This is a genomic window from Cellulosimicrobium sp. G4 BAM 1002, assembly GCF_057126935.1.
Map to the genome: position 1 here is coordinate 3243886 of NZ_CP182109.1, position 18674 is coordinate 3262559.

12 protein-coding genes are annotated in these 18674 nt (G+C 72.1%); 2 read left to right on the plus strand and 10 right to left on the minus strand.

Annotated features, from left to right (window positions below; all coding sequences use genetic code 11):
• The first annotated feature begins 118 nt into the window (after positions 1 to 118).
• Positions 119 to 1615, plus strand: coding sequence for an aminoglycoside phosphotransferase (locus ACMXGY_RS14615; RefSeq protein WP_483773709.1), 1497 nt, complete (start codon positions 119 to 121; stop codon positions 1613 to 1615).
• A gap of 73 nt (positions 1616 to 1688) precedes the next feature.
• Here ACMXGY_RS14615 and ACMXGY_RS14620 read toward each other — a convergent pair whose 3' ends face one another.
• The 9 genes from ACMXGY_RS14620 to ACMXGY_RS14660 form a co-directional block, all read right to left on the minus strand.
• Complete coding sequence (locus ACMXGY_RS14620; protein WP_483773710.1) at positions 1689 to 3020, minus strand: cellulase family glycosylhydrolase; 1332 nt, start codon at positions 3018 to 3020, stop codon at positions 1689 to 1691.
• 129 nt (positions 3021 to 3149) lie between these two features.
• Positions 3150 to 4403: a cellulase family glycosylhydrolase gene (locus ACMXGY_RS14625; protein ID WP_483773711.1), complete on the minus strand. Its 1254-nt coding sequence runs from the start codon at positions 4401 to 4403 to the stop codon at positions 3150 to 3152.
• Positions 4404 to 4695: 292 nt separating this feature from the next.
• Positions 4696 to 6582 (minus strand): PfkB family carbohydrate kinase, encoded by a 1887-nt coding sequence (locus tag ACMXGY_RS14630; RefSeq protein WP_483773713.1) that lies wholly within the window; start codon positions 6580 to 6582, stop codon positions 4696 to 4698.
• Positions 6579 to 7865, minus strand: coding sequence for an AGE family epimerase/isomerase (locus tag ACMXGY_RS14635; RefSeq protein ID WP_483773714.1), 1287 nt, complete (start codon positions 7863 to 7865; stop codon positions 6579 to 6581). The genes ACMXGY_RS14630 and ACMXGY_RS14635 overlap by 4 nt, the downstream gene beginning before the upstream one ends.
• Positions 7862 to 10396: a glycoside hydrolase family 2 protein gene (locus ACMXGY_RS14640; RefSeq protein WP_483773715.1), complete on the minus strand. Its 2535-nt coding sequence runs from the start codon at positions 10394 to 10396 to the stop codon at positions 7862 to 7864. Before ACMXGY_RS14640 ends, ACMXGY_RS14635 begins: the two co-directional genes overlap by 4 nt.
• Positions 10393 to 11244: a carbohydrate ABC transporter permease gene (locus ACMXGY_RS14645; RefSeq protein WP_483776873.1), complete on the minus strand. Its 852-nt coding sequence runs from the start codon at positions 11242 to 11244 to the stop codon at positions 10393 to 10395. The genes ACMXGY_RS14640 and ACMXGY_RS14645 overlap by 4 nt, the downstream gene beginning before the upstream one ends.
• A 65-nt stretch (positions 11245 to 11309) precedes the next feature.
• Positions 11310 to 12242 (minus strand): carbohydrate ABC transporter permease, encoded by a 933-nt coding sequence (locus ACMXGY_RS14650; protein ID WP_483773716.1) that lies wholly within the window; start codon positions 12240 to 12242, stop codon positions 11310 to 11312.
• Positions 12243 to 12317: 75 nt separating this feature from the next.
• A complete protein-coding gene (locus ACMXGY_RS14655; protein WP_483773717.1) occupies positions 12318 to 13622 on the minus strand; it encodes an ABC transporter substrate-binding protein in 1305 nt (434 codons plus the stop codon).
• A gap of 165 nt (positions 13623 to 13787) precedes the next feature.
• On the minus strand, positions 13788 to 14804 hold the full coding sequence (locus tag ACMXGY_RS14660; protein WP_483773718.1) for a LacI family DNA-binding transcriptional regulator: 1017 nt from the start codon (positions 14802 to 14804) through the stop codon (positions 13788 to 13790).
• 88 nt (positions 14805 to 14892) lie between these two features.
• Between ACMXGY_RS14660 and glgB the strand changes: the two genes are divergently transcribed.
• Positions 14893 to 17118: a 1,4-alpha-glucan branching protein GlgB gene (gene glgB / locus ACMXGY_RS14665; protein ID WP_483773719.1), complete on the plus strand. Its 2226-nt coding sequence runs from the start codon at positions 14893 to 14895 to the stop codon at positions 17116 to 17118.
• 579 nt (positions 17119 to 17697) lie between these two features.
• Here glgB and ACMXGY_RS14670 read toward each other — a convergent pair.
• Positions 17698 to 18654, minus strand: coding sequence for a tetratricopeptide repeat protein (locus tag ACMXGY_RS14670; RefSeq protein ID WP_483773720.1), 957 nt, complete (start codon positions 18652 to 18654; stop codon positions 17698 to 17700).
• Positions 18655 to 18674 lie beyond the last annotated feature (20 nt).

Below are 18674 nucleotides of genomic sequence, written 5' to 3' on the forward strand. Positions count from 1 at the left end.
CCTTCCTGCTCCGTGGGCTCTTCCGGTCAGTGTCGGGCTCACCACCCACACCGGCTCGTCCGGCGGGCGGGCCACGGCCGTGATGGCATGGGGGCGGACCCGACGGAGCGGAGAGACGGTGACGGCACGGCGGACGGACCCGCCCTCGGCGGAGCTCATGGCCCTTCTCGACCCCTGGCTGCCGGCGCGGCGCTGGTACCCGGTCAAGGGCGTCGACGTGCAACACGTCCCGTGGCTGTCGTACGCGCTCGACGTCCCGGCCCCGGCGCGCCACGGCCTGCCCGACGGTGCCTGGTCGGGCGTGCGCGTCGTCCTGCACCTCCTGCGGCTCGTGGGCGACGGCGTGGACCTCGTCGTGCAGGTGCCGCTGGTGCTCGCACCGGCCCCCGGGGCGGACGCCTCCGCGCCGGACCCGCACGCAGGGGGCGCCACCGGCGCCGCGATCGGGACCGTCGCCGACGGCGGCGTCACCTGGCTCGTGCACGACGGCGCCGCGCACCCCGCGTGCTGGGCCGCCCTGCTCGCCGCCTCCGAGTGGGACGAGAACGGTCCCGCCACGACGGCGCACGACCTCTCGGGCGGGCGGGCGCTGAGCGTGGAGCAGTCGAACAGCTCCGTGCTCCTGCCCCACGCGGCGGGCGGCACCATGCTCAAGATCCTGCGAGCCATCGCGATCGGCCCGAACCCCGACGTGACCATTCCTCGTGCGCTCGCCGCCCTGGGCTGGCTCGGCGTCCCCCGGCCGCTCGCATGGTTGGAGGTGACGTGGGACGCGGTCGACGACCCGGTCCCACCGACCCCGGCCGCCGGCGGCGCCGACCCGTCCCGCGAGGAGCCGGCGTCGGACGCGCCAGGACTCGAGCCGGTCCGCTCGGCTCACCTGGCGATCCTCGGCGAGTTCGTCGACGGCGCGCGCGACGGGTTCGACCTCGCGTGCGCGTACGCGGGCCAGGACTCCTCGTTCGCCGACCTCGCCGCGGATCTCGGGCGCGTGCTCGCCGACCTGCACTCCGCGCTGCGCCGGGCGTTCGGCGTCGGCTCGCCCGTCGACGCGCGGTGGCTCGTCGCCGACCTGCGACGCCGTTCCGACGAGGCGGTCGCGTCGTCCCGTGCGCTCGCGCGTCGCGGGGAGGACCTCGCCGCGTTCTGGGACCGCACCGCCGCGCGCCTGGCGAACGTGACGCGGGTGCCTGACGCGCTCCCGCGCCTGCAGACGATCCACGGAGACCTGCACCTCGGCCAGGTGCTCCACGCACGCCGGTTCGGCTGGAAGGTCCTCGACTTCGAGGGCGAGCCCCTGCGCCCCGTCGCCGAGCGCACCCGGCCCGACCTCGCGCTGCGCGACGTCGCCGGCATCGTGCGCTCGTTCGACTACGCGGCCGCCGTCGGGCGCGCGACGGACCCCTCCTGGGCGGTCCAGGCACGCACGGCGTTCCTCGACGCGTACGACCGCGCGGACACCGCGGGCGTGGACCGCGCGACCTCCGAGGCGCTGGTCCGCGCGCTCACGCTCGACAAGGCGCTCTACGAGGTCGTCTACGAGTCCCGCAACCGCCCGGACTGGGAGCCCATCCCCCTCGCCGCGGTCGACCGCCTCCTCGCCGGCACCACCTGACCGCAAGGTGCCCGCGGTAGCGCGAGGGAGAACCGGGGTCGACGACCACGGTCCTCCCTCGCAGACCACGGTTCTACCTCGCGGAGCAGTCCACGACCGGGGTTAGTGCGGGTGCGTCACCGCGGCTCGTGAAGCCGTAGGTGATCGTCCTGCCGGACGGCACGCGGGCGTTCCACGACTCGGCAGCGACGGTCGCGACACCGTCGTCGACGACGAGACTCCCGTGCCACGTCTGCACGAGCTCGCTGCCCGCAGGCACTCGCCACGAGGTCGACCACGTCGACACCGGCAAGCCGTCGAAGTCCACCCGGACCTGGCCCTGGTACCCGCCCGGCCACCGGTACAGGATCTCGAGCTCGGCCGAGCAGCCGTCGGTGCGCTCGGCGAACACCGAGGCCTCCTTCGACGTCTGCCGGACGCCGTCCGGCCCGTCCAGCAGGCGGCTCCCCCACGGCGTCGGCAGGGTCGGGTCGAAGCCCTGCACGAGGTCCAGGTCCTCCACGCCGCCGCTGTTCCCGCTCCACGACCAGCCGAACCAGCCCAGACCCAGACGACGCGTCTCGGCGAGGATCGTGTCCTCGTCGACGTCGTTGCCGTAGTGCGCCGCACCGAACTCGCCGACGATCAGCGGCAGGCCGGCGTCCACGAAGTGCTCCAGATAGTCCGTCACCACTCCCCCGTCGCCGTAGACCTCGTACATGTGGACCGAGAACACCACGTTGGCGTCGGGGTCGGCGTCGAACACCTGCTGCGCCTGGGAGTACATGGTCCGCGACCAGTCCTGGCCCCAGTTCGGGGCGTCGACGACGATCGTGTGCTCGTAGCCGATGTCGCGCAGGCGCTGGACCGCCGCCGACGTCCGGGGCGCCCACTCGTCGGCGACCGGGCCGTTGCCGATGGGCTCGTTGCCGATGTTGACGAGGACCCGGTCCTCGGTCCCCGCGAGCGTCGGGTAGAGGTCCTCCCAGTAGTCGACCGCCCGGTCGAGCGACACGGCGTCCGGGGCGTACTCGTCGCCGTATCCGGTGGTGTCGTGCACCTCCAGCGCGCACACGAGGCGGTTGACGTCGCACTCGTGCACGACACGCGCGACGTCCTGCGGGTCGTTGCGGGTCCACCGGTCCCCGCTCGACAGCACGACGCGCACGGAGTTGGCGCCTGTGCCCTTGATGTCGGCGAACGACCGGAGCTCGTGCGTGTACCAGGTGTGCGCGTGGTTGATGCCGCGCAGGACCAGGTCGGACCCGTCGGCCTCGACCAGCCTGCCGTCCTGCACATGGAGGCCGTCGGGTGTCGGGCTCGCCGTCGCCGCCGGGGCGAGCGCGAGCGTGCCCGCCCCGACCACTCCGAGCGCTGCCGCCGACGCGGTGAGGGCGTGCACCCACCGTGCGGTGTTCGTGGTCATGAAACTCCTTCGTCCGAGCCCGGGCGCGCCACGCCCTCCGGCCACCATGAGGGGAATGCCGCGGTCCATTAACTGTGAACCGCTTAATACAATGTTCTCCAGATGTCGTCACAGCGCGTCCGCCACCCGTCAGCGGTCGGCGGAGGAGCCGCGGACGACGCACGACCTGCTGTTCTCCCAGCCCCAGCCGTCACCGTCCGGGTCCGACGACGCGCTCGCGCAGTACGGGTACCCGTTCGGCGCCGTGCTCCCGCCGCCGCCCCGACCAGGGTCGGCTGCCGAGCCGCGCACGACGCACGACGCGTTGCTCTCCCAGCCCCAGCCGTCACCGTCCGGGTCCGACGACGCGCTCGCGCAGTACGGATATCCGTTCGGCGCCGTGCCAGGCTCCTCGCCGTCGCCACCACCGTCGCCGTACACCGAGGCGACGGGGGCGTTGCGCGCCTGCAGCCCGTCGGCCCCGTTGACGAAGCGCTGGCCCCACACCGTGAGGGAGCCGGCCGAGAAGCCGTTCACCATGTCGAGGTACTCGACGCCGCCGCTGTTGCCGGACCAGGACCAGCCCAGCATCCCGACGCCCTGCGAGCGGGTGTAGCTCATGATCGTCGCCTCGTCGGGGTTGCCGTCCGAGTGGTCGTGGCCGAACTCGCCCACCATGAGCGGCAGCCCGCGGCTCCTGAAGGAGTCGATGTACGCGCGGACCTCGGCAGCAGTGTCGAACACGCCGTACATGTGCACGCTGAACACCACGTTGCGGTCCGCCGCGGCGACCGTCGGGGCGTTGTCCCGCATCGTGAAGGACCAGTCCTGGCCCCAGTTCGGGGCGTCCACGACGAGCGTGTGCTCGAGGCCGGCCGCACGCAGGGTCCGGATCGCCGCGATCGTGTCGGCCGTCCAGGCCTGGTACCCGCTGTTGCCGAACGGCTCGTTGCCGAGGTTGATCATCACGTAGCGCTCCTGGCCGCGCAGGGCCGAGGCGACGCTCGTCCAGTACTGGGCCGCTGCGGCGAGCGACCGGGCGCTGCCGTCCTCGCCGTACCCCGTGGTGTCGTGGTTCTCGAGGAGGCACACGAGCTGGTTCTGCTTGCAGCGCTCCACGACGGCGCTCACCTCGGCCGCTGACGTCGTCCCGTAGCGGCCACCGGTGAGCACGACGCGCACGGTGTTGGCACCCGCCGCGCGGATGTCCGCGAAGGACTGCGTCTGGTCCGGGTACCACGCGTGCGCGTGGTTCACGCCGACGGGCACGAACGGGTTGCCGTTCCCGTCGTAGATCGTCGTCCCGCTGACGGAGAACCCGTCGTCGGCGGCTCCGTGCGCGGACACGGGGACCGCGACCAGCGCCAGGACCGCGCCCAGGACGGCGGCGAACAGTCGTCTCATCAGAACCCTCCCGTCGGGCGTCGTCGCCCGATCTGGCGGCGGACGTCGTCGTCGGGCCGTCGGAACCAGCCCCCCGTCCAGCTCTTCCGCCGGACGGCCGCCTGAATCGCACTTAAGCGCTTCATCTTTACGCTAGTGCATTCCCGCCAAGAATTCCAGAGCCAGGGCGAGAAAAGCGTCGCTCGCGCCCGGACGCACGACGGCCCGGGAGCTCTCCGTGAGTTCGGAGAGCTCCCGGGCCGTGTCCGCCGGGCACCGGTCTCGGCGCCGCGCGCCGCGCGCCGCACGTCGCTCAGCCGCGCGAGCGCGCCCGCAGCTCCTCGTACGCCACCCGCACGACGTCTGCGCCGGGCTTGCCGTACATGCAGTAGTCGTCGTTTTCCGCGGCTTCCTCCAGCCGGTACAGGGGCGACGGCCAGTCCCAGAGGAAGAAGCCCGAGACCCACGGCCGGCGCGCGCACGCGTCGAACATCTCGGTGAGCCACGCCGCCTGCGCCTCGCCCGAGGGCGGGCCCTCGAGGGTCCAGTCGTTCGGCCGGGAGGGCGAGCCCTCACGGCTCGGGCAGCCGGCCTCGAGGAAGACGAACGGCTTGTCCTCGCGCGCGACGACCGCCTCGATCCGGTCCAGGTGCTGGTCCCACGTCCCAGCCGGGTAGTAGCCGGAGCTGCCGATGACGTCGACGGCGTCCCACCACGTGACGCGGTCCTCCTGGTACTTGTCGCAGTTGTACGTGACCAGGCCGTCGTACACCTCGCGTACGGCGGCCACGAGAGCGCGCCAGTGCGCGTCCCTACTGTCCGCGCGCACCATCTCGCAGCCGACGCAGAACATCTCGACGCCTTCCTCTGCCGCGATGCGCGCGTGGTGGACGACGAACTCTGTGTACGACGCGAACCACTCGTCCCACGAGGGTTCCCCGGGGACGTCCTCGTCGAAGAAGCCGATGAACGCTCGCCACGTACCGTCGGCGGAGTCCACGACGGGCTTGAGGCACACCTTCCAGCCGCGAGCCCTGGCGGCACGGATCGCCGAGCGCACCTCGTCGTCGGTCACTGTCGGCTCGTCCGCGTAGCGGATCCGCGTCGACTGCGGCGTGTCCTGCTTCGCCGAGAGCGTCACGGCGACCCAGTCCACGCCGAGCCCTCGCAGCTCGTCCATCGAGCGCTCGGCGGCTGGTCCCGTCCACGTGCCCCGCACACCGGTCCACCCCCACGTCATGCCGGTCACGGGCGCGCCGGCGAAGGGCTCCGGACGCACGGGACCTGCGGCCTCGCTCAGCTCCGTGCGCGTCGGCGGGTTCGCGCCGGCGCGGGAGACGGTCACCGACGCGGCGACGGCCGCGGCCCGGGCCGCGGTCCACACCGCCGTGTCCGACAGCCCGCGCAGGACGTCCGCCCCGCGCGGGCCCTGCACGCCGCGCGCCGCGAGCGCGTCGAGCAACGCTCCGGTGAACGTGTCTCCGGCGCCGACCGTGTCGACGACGTCCGCAGCGCATCCGGGCACCTCGAGGACCCGACCGTCGTGGCGGAGGACCGTCGCGCCGTCCGCACCCCGCGTCACCACGACGAGGGCAACGCCCCAGCCGGACCACCGCCGGGCGACGTCGACCGGGTCCGTACCCGGCGCGAGCCAGGCGAGGTCCTCGTCGCTCACCTTCACGACGTCCGCGAGCGCCACCAGCTCGTCGGTCCTGGCGCGCACGGCCGCCGCGTCCTCGACCAGCACGGGCCGCAGGTTCGGGTCCAACGAGATGACCGCGTGTGCCCGGGCGCGGCGCACCGCGTCCCGCACCGCGTCCGCGCCCGGCGCGAGGACCGTCGCGACGGACCCCACGTGCAGGACGTCGACACCCGCCGCGTCGACCTCGTCGAGCTCCCACGCCAGGTCGAACGCGTAGGTCGCGCCGCCGTGCGCGTCAAGGGTGACGTGCGCGGTCGAGGTCCGTCGGGTCGTGGGGGTCGTGGCACGCACGTCGACGTCGCTCGACCGCAGCCACCCGCGCACGAGGTCCCCGCGGTCGTCCGGTGCGAGCGCGGTGCACAGGCGCACGTCCCTGCCGAGCCGACCGAGGGTGAGGGCGACGTTCGCCGGGCTGCCGCCCGGGAGCTCGCGCACGCCGTCGGTGCCGTCGGGCACGACGTCGACGAGCGCCTCGCCGACCACGAGGAAGCGCGTCACGAGGCCACCTTCCCGTCGCGGACCGACCGCGCGATCGACGGACCGAGCGGGAGCCGCGGCAGGAGCGTGGCCTGGACCGCGTGGTAGAGGTCGGGCTTGCCCGGCCACACCGCCCCCGCGGGCCGGTTGGCCGTGTCGAGCTCGTGGTGCCACGACCCGCGTTCGTGGTCGACCAGGTGCGTCGCGGCGTAGTCCCACCATGCCGCGTAGAGGTCTGCGTACCGGGTCTCGCCCGTGCGTCGGTGCAGCGCGTCCGCGGCGGCGACGGCCTCGGCGAGAACCCAGTGCATGCGCTCGCGCACCACCGGACGCCCCGCCCAGTCCGTGGTGTAGACGAAGCCGTCCGCCCCGTCCACCGCCCAGCCGTCGGCGACGGCCCGGTCGAAGAGCGCGACCGCCGTCGCGCACAGGTCGGCCGGCGCCGCGGCGCCGAGCGCGCCCTCCGTGTGCAGCAGCAGGCGGGACCACTCGAGACCGTGCCCGACGGTCGCGCCGTACGGCTTGAAGGGGTCGTCGGGACGGTCCACGCCCCGCTCGAGGTCTGCCGTCCACGACGCGTCGAAGTGCTCGGGCAGGCGGCCGTCGTGCTCGGCGGTGAGGCGCACGACGAGCCGGGTGACCCGTGCGGCACGGTCGTGCCACGCCGGGTCGCCCGTCGCGTCGCCGACGGCGAGCATCGCCTCGACCGCGTGCATGTTGGCGTTGAGCCCCCGGTACGGGTCGAGCGTGGCGAAAGCGTGGTCCCACGTGTCGACCGCGAGTCCCGTGCGCTCGTCCCAGAACCGGTCGAGGAAGACCGCGCACGCGTCGTCGAGCAGGGAGCGCGCTCCGGGCAGCCCGGCGAGGCTCGCGCTGGAGGCGGCGAGCAGGACGAACGCGTGGTCGTAGCATGACTTGCCTGCCGTGACGTCCGCGGCCCCCTGCGCGTCGAGGGCATGCAACCACCCGCCGTGCACGGTGTCGCGGAGCGGCTCGAGCAGACCGTCGAGGGCCCCGCGGGCCACCGGTTCGCACCCCGGGACGCCGAGCATGGTGCCGAGCGCGTACACGTGCACGGTCCGGCACGTGATCCAGGTCTGCACCCCGTGACGCGGGTCAGGCCGGCCGTCGCCGTCGAGGTAGGCCGCGCCTCCCCCGGGCACGACGGCGTGTCGCCCGAACGCGAGCAGCGAGCGCGTGTGCTCGTCGAGCCACGCGAGGTGCGTCGTCCTCCCCGTCCAGGTGACGGCCTCGCTCGCACGGCCGCGTGCCGTCTCCCGGGCGTCGACCGTCGGGGCCGTCACGCCTGGACCGCCGTCCGGCGAGCGACGAGCTGGTTGACGCTCCGCAGCACCCGCGGGTCGGTGAGGGCGGACCGGTCGAGCGGTGCCGGAGCGGTCACGTGGAACGTGACGCTCTCGCCGGCGAGCAGGTCGACGAGCGCGTCGTCGACGACGGCCTCGGGGTGGACCTTGTCCGCGAGCAGGGTCAGGCCGCGCACCGCGGTGTCCGTCGTGACCCGGACGCGGGCGCCGTCGGCCGTCGACGTCACCTCGACGTGCAGCGCGGGGCTGCCCAGCGCGCTGTCGCGGGGCTCGGCGAAGAACCACGTCGCGCTCTCGTGGCCGAGGGACGCGACGAGGAGCTCTGCGCCGCGGTCCTCCGGGGTTCCGACCCCGTCCGGGACGGGGACGACGGCGGTGCCGCGCGCCGCGACGTCGACCGGGATCTTGGTCGCCTCGATCTCGACGCCGTCGTAGCGCGTCCGGCGCACGACGAGGTCGCCCCGCCACGACTCGCGCGTGTCGTTGACGACCGCGACGGCGAGGGAACCCCCGTCCCCGCGCGGCTGGATCGTGACGAGCCGGTCCGCGTACGCGTGCCGCAGGGCGAACAGGAGCGGCTTCGCCCGTCCGTCACCGTCGACGGCGGCCCACGACGTCACGGGCCAGCAGTCGTTGAGCTGCCACACGACAGCGCCCATGCAGCGCGGGCTCCACGAGCGGTAGTGCTCGATCGCGGTGCCCACGGCGGTGGCCTGGTTCCAGGACATCGCCCAGTGCCAGTCCTCCATCGCGTCTGGGAGGGGCACGTGCGCGACCAGCCCGTCGGTGAGCTTGTCGTTGCCCTGCATCGCCTTCTGGTGGACGAGCATCCCCGGCGACTCGGGGGTCAGCGGGTCGTCGCTGATCGCGCGAGTCAGCGTGGACCACGTCGGTGGACCCTGCCACCCGAACTCGGCCATGAAGCGCGGGACCGTCTCGCGGTAGCGCGGCCAGTCCTGGCGGTTCCAGAGCTCCCACTCGTGCATCGAGCCGTGCCGAGGGTCGTTGGGGTGCACGTCCAGGCTCCCGGACCACGGGCTCGACGGCGTGTACGCGCAGCCTGGGTCCAGCTCCGCGACGATGCGCGGCAGGAGCTCCGTGTAGTAGCCGAGACCCCAGGTGCGGCCGTCGAGGCGCTTCTGCCAGTTCCAGTCGTGGAAGCCCCAGATGTTCTCGTTGCTGCCGTTCCACAGCACGAGCGACGCGTGGTGACCGAGGCGGGCGACGTTGTCGCGCACCTCCGCCTCGACCTCGGACCGCAGCGGCTCCTCCTCCGCGTACGCGGCGCACGCGAAGAGGAAGTCCTGCCAGGTGAGGATGCCGCGCTCGTCGCACAGGTCGTAGAAGTCGTCCGATTCGTAGATCCCGCCGCCCCACACCCGCAGGAGGTTCATGTTCGCGGAGACCGCCTGGTCGATGCGCTCGGCGTAGCGCTCGCGCGTCACGCGGTGCGGGAACGCGTCGTCGGGGATCCAGTTGGCGCCCCGCACCCAGACGGGGACGCCGTTGACGACGAACCGGAACGAGGTCCCGTCGTCGTCGGGCTCCATCTCGAGCGTCGCCGTGCGGAACCCGACGCGGCGCGAGGACGCGTCGATCACGTCGAGGCCCGAGCGCAGCTCGATGTCGACGCCGTAGAGGGGCTGGTCGCCGTGCGTGCGTGGCCACCACAGGTCGACCTCGGGCACGACCACGTCGAGCTCGACGCGGTCGGCGTCGGCGGGCACGTGGACGCGGATCCCGGCGACGGTCGCGGCGAGCGCGAGCGTCGAGCCCGTGGACGTGTCTCCGCCGGACCGCGAGCGCTCGATCTCGGCGACGACGCTCACGCGGCCCGCCGTGCTCGTGGCGAGCTCGCCGGCCCCGACGCCGTCGACCGTCGCGTGGACCCGCACCTGGGCGAGCCGCGCGACGGACCAGGACTCGAGGCGCACGGGTCGCCAGATCCCCGAGCTTGCCGTGTCGGGGCCCCAGTCCCACCCGAAGCTGCAGGCCATCTTGCGCATCGCGTTGAAGGGGTGCTGGTTCACCTGCGGCCGGTAGCCGAGGAGCAGGCTCTGCCGGTCCGCGTACGGCACGGGGGCCGAGAACCGGACGACGAGCTCGTTCTCCCCGTCGACGAGCAGCGCGCGCACGTCGAACCGGTACGTGCGGTGCATGTTCGCCGTCGAGCCTACCGGTGCGCCGTTGAGGACGATCTCCGCGACGGTGTCGAGACCGTCGAAGACGAGGTCGTGGCGCTCGTGCCCGTCCGGGCTCCACTCGAACCGCGTGGTGTAGGTCCAGTCCGTGCGACCGATCCACGAGAGCAGCCGCTCGTGGTCGTCGAGGTACGGGTCCACGATCACCCCGGCGGCCATCAGGTCGGTGTGGACGCTCCCTGGCACGGTCGCGGGGACGTCGATGACCGCGGTCCCCGCCGGGACGGGACCGCGCGCAGCGGTCACCGTCCAGCCGTCGTGGAGCGGGCGGCGGGTCGTCCCGAGGACGCGGGACTCGGTGGTCGTCACTTGGTGGCTCCTGCGGTCAGGCCGTTGTAGATGTGTCGTTGGAGGAGGAGGAACGCGACGAGAGTCGGGACGATCACCAGGATCGTGCCGGCGGCGATCACCTCCCACTGCGAGCCGAACGGGCTCTTGAAGCGGAACAGCGAGGTCGAGATGACGCCGAGCTTGGCCGACGGCATGTAGAGGAAGGGGATGTAGAACTCGTTGTACACCGCGATGCCCTTGATGATGACGACCGTGGCGATGGCCGGTCGCAGCAGCGGGAAGATGATCCGGGCGTAGATCGTCAGGCGGTTCGCGCCGTCCAGCATGGCGGCTTCGTCGAGCGAGCGCGGGATCGATTTCATGAACTGCAGGAAGATGTAGATCGCGATGATGTCGGTCCCCATGAACAGCACGATGGCGGCCCAGCGGGTGTTGAACAGCCCGAGGCCGTTGATGATCTGGAACGTGGCAACCTGCGTCGTCACGGCGGGGACGAGCGTCGCGAGCAGGAACAGCGCCATGACGGCCTTCTTGCCCCGGAAGTCGAAGCGGTCGACGGCGTAGGCCGTCATCGTCCCGATGAGGATCGTCCCGGCCAGGGTCACCACGAGGATGATCGTCGTGTTGAGGAACCCCTCGAGCATCTTCCCTTGCGTGAACGCGGTCGCGAAGTTCTCGAGGTTGAACCAGCTCCGCGGCGCGTCGAGGGGACCGGTGGTCGCGTACTCCTCCCGCGACTTGAACGCGGCCATGAAGATCGTGACGATGGGGACGATCGCGAACGCGCACGCCGCCACGAGCGAGACGTACTTGAGCGTCGTGCCGACGGGCCCGAGGACCGGGCTCCAGGCTCGCGCCCAGCGCATCGTCCGCTGCCGGGTGCGTTCGGTGGTCGTCGGCTCCGGGCGCGCGGGGGCGGTGGTCGGGGCGGTCATGCGAGATCTCCCTTGTCATCGGGGAAGAACCGGCGCTGGATCCAGCTGATGACGAGCACGATCAGCAGGAGGACGACGGCCATGGCGGAGGCGAGCCCCACCTTGGAGAACCTGAACGCGGTGTCGACCGTCTGGATGACGAAGGTCTCGGAACCGTTCGCCCCGCCGGTCATGATGAACGGGATCTCGAACACGGAGAGCGCGCCCGAGATCGCGAGGATGAGCGAGAGCCCGACGATCTGCCGGATGCCGGGCAGGATGATGTAGCGGAACTTCTGCCACGACGACGCGCCGTCGAGGTCGGCCGCCTCGTAGAGCTCGCCGGGGATCGACTGGATCGCGCCCAGGAACAGCACGAAGTTGAGACCCATGTAGCGCCACACGGACGTCGCCGCGAGCGAGTAGTTGACCAGCGAGGGGTCGCCGAGCCACATCGGAGGTTCGCTCACGCCCACGAGGGTGAGCAGTGCGTCGAGCGTGCCGCCCGGCCGGAAGAAGAACAGGAACACCAGACCGATGGCGACGCCGTTGAGCAGGTAGGGAAAGAAGATGAATCCCTTGAACAGGTTCCGGAACCGCGTGCTGAAGCTGAGGATCGTCGCGAAGTAGAGCGCGAGGACCAGCTGCAGGAATGCTCCGACGAGGTAGTACACGCTGACGAAGAACACGCGGAAGATCTCAGGCCTGGTGAAGATCTCGACATAGTTCTCGAGACCCACGGGCTCCTTGACGGGATCGAGACCGTCCCAGGACGTGAAGCTGTACCAGACCATGTTCGCGACCGGTACGTAGGTGAACAGGAGCAGGAGCGCGAGCGGGACCACGAGGAACAGCCACGGCGTGATCCGCCAGCCGCGCCGGGTTCGTGGTGCCGTGCGAGCCCCGGCACCCACCGCGCCGGTGGGCCTCGTCGGGCTCAGGACTGCCATGACGGAACTCATTTCTCGAAGGGTGCGTGGGGCCCTGACGGGGCGGTCAGGACCCCACGCGGCAGGGGTGGTCGGTCAGCCCACGACGTCGGCGCGTGCGGCCGCCCAGCGGGTGTTCAGGTCGGCGAAGAAGGACTCCTTGTCCCCGTCCGCGGCACCGCGGGCGACGTCGACCATCGCCCGGCGGTACTTGTCGCCCCAGAGGTCGATCTCCGAGGCGTCGGAGATGTCGCTGTCCCACGACTCCTCGCCCGCGGGCGAGGGCTCGAGCTCGACCTGGTTCACGCCCAGCTCGTCGAACGTCGCGAGGATGTCGGGCGCCGGGGCGCCCACGAGCGGCGAGATGCCGCCCTGCTCGGCGGCGAACGTCGTCTCGCGGAGGAACCAGTCGACCCAGGCGCGCGCCGCTTCCTTGTTCTCGGAGTGCTTCGAGACCGCGAGCTTGTAGTCACCCGAGACCGTCGTCGAGAAGATCCCGTCGGTCTGCCACGGCATCGGCCAGAAGTCGATGTCGTCGGCCGACCCTCCTGCCTGCTCCGCCGCGTCCCGCATCTGGGGCACCGCCCACGAACCGAGCACCATGGAGGCGACCTGCCCCGTGCCGAGGAGCGTCTTGGACTCCTCCCAGTTCGTCGTGGTCGGGTCGGGCTCGGAGTGCCCGCCCGCGACGATGTCGTAGACGAGGCTGTCGATCGCGTACTGCTCGTTGCCCTCGGTCCACGGCGCGTCCTGCGAGACACGCTCCTGAACGGCCGTGGGGCCGGCGATGGTGCCCTGGTTGCTCTGCCACTGGGAGAGCGGCCAGCCGTCGGCGTAGTTCGTGTAGTACGGGATCGCGTCGGTCTTCTCGCCGATCGCGGCGAGCGCGTCCAGGAACTCCTGCTCCGTCGCAGGCGGCTCCGTGATCCCGGCGTCGGCCCACACCTTCTTGTTGACGACGTAGCCCATCGCCGTGCCGAAGGTCGCGAGGCCGTAGACCTGGCCGTCGTACGCCTTCTCGTTCACGAAGCGGAAGTCCTGCGCGAGCTCGTCGACGGTGCCGAGGGGCTCAAAGAACTGGGACAGCTGGTCGGTCCCCACGGAGTTCGGGACCAGGAGGACGTCGCCGTAGTCCTGCGTGTTGAGGCGGATGGAGACATCACCCTCGTAGTCGGTGATCGCCTCGAACTCGACGGTGACCCCGGGGTTCTCCGCCTGGAACTGCTCGGCGTACTCCGCCAGGGTCGTGTCCACGATGTCGGTCCGGTTCGTCAGGACGGTGATGGTGCCCGACAGCTCCCCGTCCTCGCCGCCGTCACCGCTCGAGTCGCTGGAGCAAGCGCCCAGCGTGAACGTCAGCGCTGTCACCGCGAGGGCGGCGCCGATCTGCTTCCTTGCCATGTCCGTTCCACTCCTTGGTCGTCGTTGACGTCGCCGACCCGGGCGACGATCGCTCGCTCCGTCCGGCAACTCGCTTAGTTAAGCGGTTAAGTTGCGTTAAGTCCAGGACTGGGCATCACAGATTGGTATCGTTCGGCGAACTCGCCCGCTGGGTGCTGAAGCGCGTCAGTCGGAGCGGCGAGCAGTCGTCCCTCGGGGGCGGAGCGTCGGGGTCGAGTCCAGGAAGCTGCCTCCGGCCTTCCCCTCGATCCGGTCGAACAGGCGGCGCGCGACGTGCGCGCCATAACGCGTCACGTCATGGCTCAGCGCCGAGAGCCGCGGGAAGGTCGCCTCGCACAAGGGCGAGTCGTCCCACGCGATCATCGAGACGTCCTGGGGCACGCGGACCCCGATCTCGCTCGCGACACCCAGGCCGGCGACCGCCATGACGTCGTTGTCGTAGACGATTGCCGTCGGCGGCTCGGCGCCGGTCAGGAGAGTCCTCGTCGCCACGGCGCCCTGCACCGCCGAGTAGTCGGTCCGGGCGATCAACCCCTCGCCGCCCAGGGTCGCGATCTCGTCCCGGAACGCGTCGTCGCGGATCCCCGTGTGGCCGAACCCCTCGACGCCGGCGACGCGCGCGATGCGGCGGTGCCCGACGGCGTGCAGGTACCGGACCGACTCGCGGACCGCTGCCGCGTCGTCGGTCCAGACGTTGGTCAGTCCACCCGCGAGCGCCGGGTCCCCCACGACGACCGCCGGGAGCGCGTCCGGCTGCGAGAACATCTCGATCCGCGGGTCGTCGACGCTCGGGTCGACGATGATCACACCGTCGACCCGCCGCGCCGCACGCCAAGCCCGGTAGGCCCGGAGCTCGGTCTCCCGGTCCGGGACGACCTGGAGGAGGAGCGCGTACGAGCGCTGCGACAGCTCGGACTCGATACCCGCGAGGAACTGCATGTAGAACGACTCGACGCCGAGCATCGCGGGATCGCGCGCGAGCACCAGCCCCACCGTCTCCGTGCGCGCGCCCGAGAGCGAGCGCGCGGCCGAGCTGGGTGCCCACCCTAGCTCGGCCGCGATCGCGAGGATCCGTGCGCGCGTCGACTCCGAGACACCCGGCCGGTCGTTCAGCGCGTACGACACCGCGCCCGTCGAGACCCCGGCCTCGCGGGCGATGTCAGCGATCGTGATCCTCGCCACGGAACTCCTTCCCTCGGCTCGTGAGCCTACTGCGGCCGTCCGGCGAGCCCGTCATGTCGGGGTCGCGGAAGCGTGGAAAGGTTGCCCCATGACCGGGCCCGCCGATTCCGCCACCCCGCCACCCGTCGTCGTACCGCCGGACGCGCTCGCGGCCGCCGCGGCCGGACGCATGTTCGACCCGCACGCCGTGCTCGGCCCGCACCTGGCACCCGAGCCCGACGACGCGCGCGCCGTCGTGCGCGTCCTGCGCCCTCTCGCCGACGAGGTCGTCGTCGTCACCGCGGACGGCGAGCACCCCGCCGCGCACGAGCAGGACGGCGTGTGGACCGCCGTCGTGCCGGTGCGCCGGGACGACGACGGCACGCGCCACGCGCCCGACTACCGGGTCCGCGCCCGGTACGGCGGCGAGACGACGACGGCGGACGACCCGTACCGCTTCCTGCCCACCCTGGGCGACGTCGACCTGCACCTCATCCGCGAGGGCCGGCACGAGGAGCTGTGGCGCGCGCTCGGGGCCAACGTCCGCACGTTCCCCAGCGTGCTCGGCGAGACGACCGGTACGGCGTTCGCCGTCTGGGCACCCAACGCGCGAGCGGTGCGCGTCATCGGCGACTTCAACGGCTGGGGGTCGACGCACCCGATGCGGTCGCTCGGGAGCACCGGCGTGTGGGAGCTGTTCGTCCCGGGCGTCGTCGCCGGCGCCCGGTACAAGTACGAGATCCTGGGCCCCGACGGGTCGTGGCGCCAGAAGGCCGACCCGCTCGCCAAGGCGGCGGAGGTGCCACCCGCGACGGCGAGCGTCGTCGTCGAGTCGCACTTCGACTGGTCCGACGACGCGTGGCTCGCCGAGCGTGCCGCGCGCGACCCGCACGCCGGGCCGGTGAGCGTCTACGAGGTGCACCTCGGCTCGTGGCGGCAGGGGCTCTCCTACCGCGACCTCGCCGAGCAGCTCACCGACTACGTCGTGGAGCAGGGGTTCACGCACGTCGAGCTCCTCCCCGTCGCCGAGCACCCGTTCGGCGGGTCGTGGGGCTACCAGGTCACCGGCTACTACGCGCCCACGTCGCGCTTCGGCCACCCCGACGACTTCCGGTACCTCGTCGACCGCCTGCACGCCGCCGGGATCGGGGTCGTCGTCGACTGGGTCCCCGCGCACTTCCCGCGCGACGAGTGGGCGCTCGCCCGGTTCGACGGCACCCCCTGCTACGAGCACGCCGACCCCCTGCGCGGCGAGCAGCCCGACTGGGGCACGTTCGTCTTCGACTTCGGCCGCAACGAGGTGCGCAACTTCCTCGTCGCCAACGCGACCTACTGGTTCGAGGAGTTCCACGTCGACGCGCTGCGCGTCGACGCCGTCGCCTCGATGCTCTACCTCGACTACTCGCGCGGCCCCGGCCAGTGGCACCCCAACGTCCACGGCGGGCGCGAGAACCTCGAGGCCATCGCGTTCCTCCAGGAGACCAACGCGACCGCCTACCGGCGCACACCCGGCGTCATGATGATCGCCGAGGAGTCCACGGCCTGGCCCGGGGTCACGCGCCCGACGTCGTCCGGCGGGCTCGGGTTCGGGCTCAAGTGGAACATGGGCTGGATGAACGACTCCCTGCGCTACGTCGCCGAGGAGCCCATCAACCGGCGCTACCACCACCACGAGATCACGTTCTCCATGGTCTACGCGTACTCCGAGCAGTTCGTCCTGCCCATCAGCCACGACGAGGTCGTGCACGGCAAGGGCTCGCTCTACGGCAAGATGCCCGGCGACGACTGGCAGAAGCGCGCCGGCGTCCGCGCGTTCCTCGCCTACCAGTGGTCGCACCCCGGCAAGCAGCTGCTCTTCATGGGCAGCGAGATCGGGCAGCACACCGAGTGGAACGAGGGCGCGTCGCTCGACTGGGACGGCCTCGTCGCCGACCCGGGCCGCCAGGGCGTGCTGCGCACCGTCCGGGACCTCAACGCGCTCTACCGCGCCACACCCGCGCTCTGGGAGCTGGACCACGACCCCGCCGGGTTCGAGTGGCTCGACGCCGACGACGCCGACCACAACGTCCTCGCCTACGTCCGGCGCGGGCGCGACGGGAAGCAGGTCGCGGTGGTCGTGAACTTCGCCGGGACCCCGCACGAGGGGTACCGCGTCGCGCTGCCCGCGGGCGGCGCATGGCGCGAGGTGCTCAACACCGACGCAGAGACGTACGGCGGGTCGGGCGTCGGCAACCTCGGCGCGGTCGAGGCCGAGGCTGTCCCGTGGAAGGGCCGCGCGCACTCGGCGACCCTCCGCCTCCCCCCGCTGGGAGCGCTGTACCTGGTCCCCGCCTGACGCCGAGGGAGAACCGCGGTCTGCCGAGGTAGAACCCTGGTCGCGCGAGGTAAGACTCTGGTCTGCCGAGGTAGAACCGTGGTTCTGGTGTCCGACGGCGCGTGGTCGCCCTGGGTGTCGGGGTGGGTGGGGCGCCGAGCATTGTCGTTACGGCCCGTCCCGGGCGCCCGACGGGTCACAACGGTCTGCTCGACCGGCCGGAACCGCATGGTCGCCACGAGCACGGACCGCACCGCCTCGCCGGGCACGGGCTGCTCCCGCCGTGGCCGTCGCCGGGCCAGGGTTCTACCTCGCGCGACCACGGTTCTACCTCGGCGGACCAGGGTTCCACCTCGGCGCGACTCGGCCACCTGCCGGGTGACGGGAACGGCCGAGCGGGTGGGGCGGCGTCGGAGGCGAAGGGCGTCAAGGCCGCGCTCCTCAAACCCACACCCGACAGACCACGGTGACGGCGCGGACAGCCCGAGCACCGACGCCGCCCCACCCGCGGACCCGACCACGGACCGCCCAACCCGACCCGAGCACCGACGCCGGCCCGCACGCGGACCCGACCACGACCCGCGCCCGACCCGCCCGAGGTCAGTACAGGCTGATCGCGAGGCGCTGGCGGGCCTTGCCGACGCGGGGGTCGGTCGGGCCGATGATCTCGAAGTAGTCGAGGAGGCGGACGCGCACCTTCTCCTTGGCGTCCGCGTCGGCCCCCGGCAGGAGGTCGAGGAGGCGGCCCAGGGCGTCGTCGACGTGACCGCCGAGCAGGTCGAGGTCGGCGATCGCGAGCTGGGCGTCGACGTCGTCGGGCGCGGACGCCGCGGCGGCGCGCACGGTCGCGAGGTCGGCGTCACGCGTGCGCTGCAGGAGCCGCACCTGTGCGAGGCCGGCGACGGCAAGCGCGTCCTTCGGGTCCTGCTTGATCGCCTTCTGGTAGGCGGCGACGGCCGCGTCGAGGTCGTCGCGCTCGATCGCGTCGTACGCCTCCTGGTGCAGCGGCGGGAGCTCGGGCTCGGGCTCCGGCGTCGTCTCGGCGCCCTGGGGCGCCGCCTCGCCGTCCGCGCCCTGCGCCGGCGCGCGACCCGTGACCCCGTTCGCCTCGGCCGCCTCGAGCACCTGGTCGAGGACGGCGCGGACCTGCTCGGCGGGAGCCGCGCCCTGGAACAGGGGGACGGGCTGGCCCTGGAGCACCGCGACGACCGTCGGCACGCCCTGCACCTGGAACGCGGCCGCGATCTGCGGGTACGCCTGCGCGTCGACGCGCGCGAGCAGGAACCGGCCCGCGTACTCGTCGGCGAGGGCTCCGAGGTCCGTGCCGAGCTGGGCGTTGGCCTGGTCGGTGGGGATCCACAGCAGCACCACGACGGGGTACTGCGTGGAGTCCTGGACGAGCTGGCCGAAGGTCTCCTCGGTCACGTCGACGACGTACCCGCCAGCGGCGGGAGCGCCGCCCTCGGCACCCGGCGGGGGTGCCTGCGGCCTGGTCAGCGCGGACAGGTCGACCGCTCCGCGCACGTCGAACGCGGGCTGCTGGGTGGGTTCGCTCATGGGTGCATCCTACGGACGGT

Coding starts and splice junctions, on each gene's coding strand:
- ACMXGY_RS14670 (WP_483773720.1), bottom strand. CDS start 18,654: ATGAGCGAACCCACCCAGCAGCCCGCGTTCGACGTGCGCGGAGCGGTC.
- glgB (WP_483773719.1), top strand. CDS start 14,893: ATGACCGGGCCCGCCGATTCCGCCACCCCGCCACCCGTCGTCGTACCG.
- ACMXGY_RS14655 (WP_483773717.1), bottom strand. CDS start 13,622: ATGGCAAGGAAGCAGATCGGCGCCGCCCTCGCGGTGACAGCGCTGACG.
- ACMXGY_RS14620 (WP_483773710.1), bottom strand. CDS start 3,020: ATGACCACGAACACCGCACGGTGGGTGCACGCCCTCACCGCGTCGGCG.
- ACMXGY_RS14650 (WP_483773716.1), bottom strand. CDS start 12,242: ATGGCAGTCCTGAGCCCGACGAGGCCCACCGGCGCGGTGGGTGCCGGG.
- ACMXGY_RS14645 (WP_483776873.1), bottom strand. CDS start 11,244: ATGCGCTGGGCGCGAGCCTGGAGCCCGGTCCTCGGGCCCGTCGGCACG.
- ACMXGY_RS14625 (WP_483773711.1), bottom strand. CDS start 4,403: ATGAGACGACTGTTCGCCGCCGTCCTGGGCGCGGTCCTGGCGCTGGTC.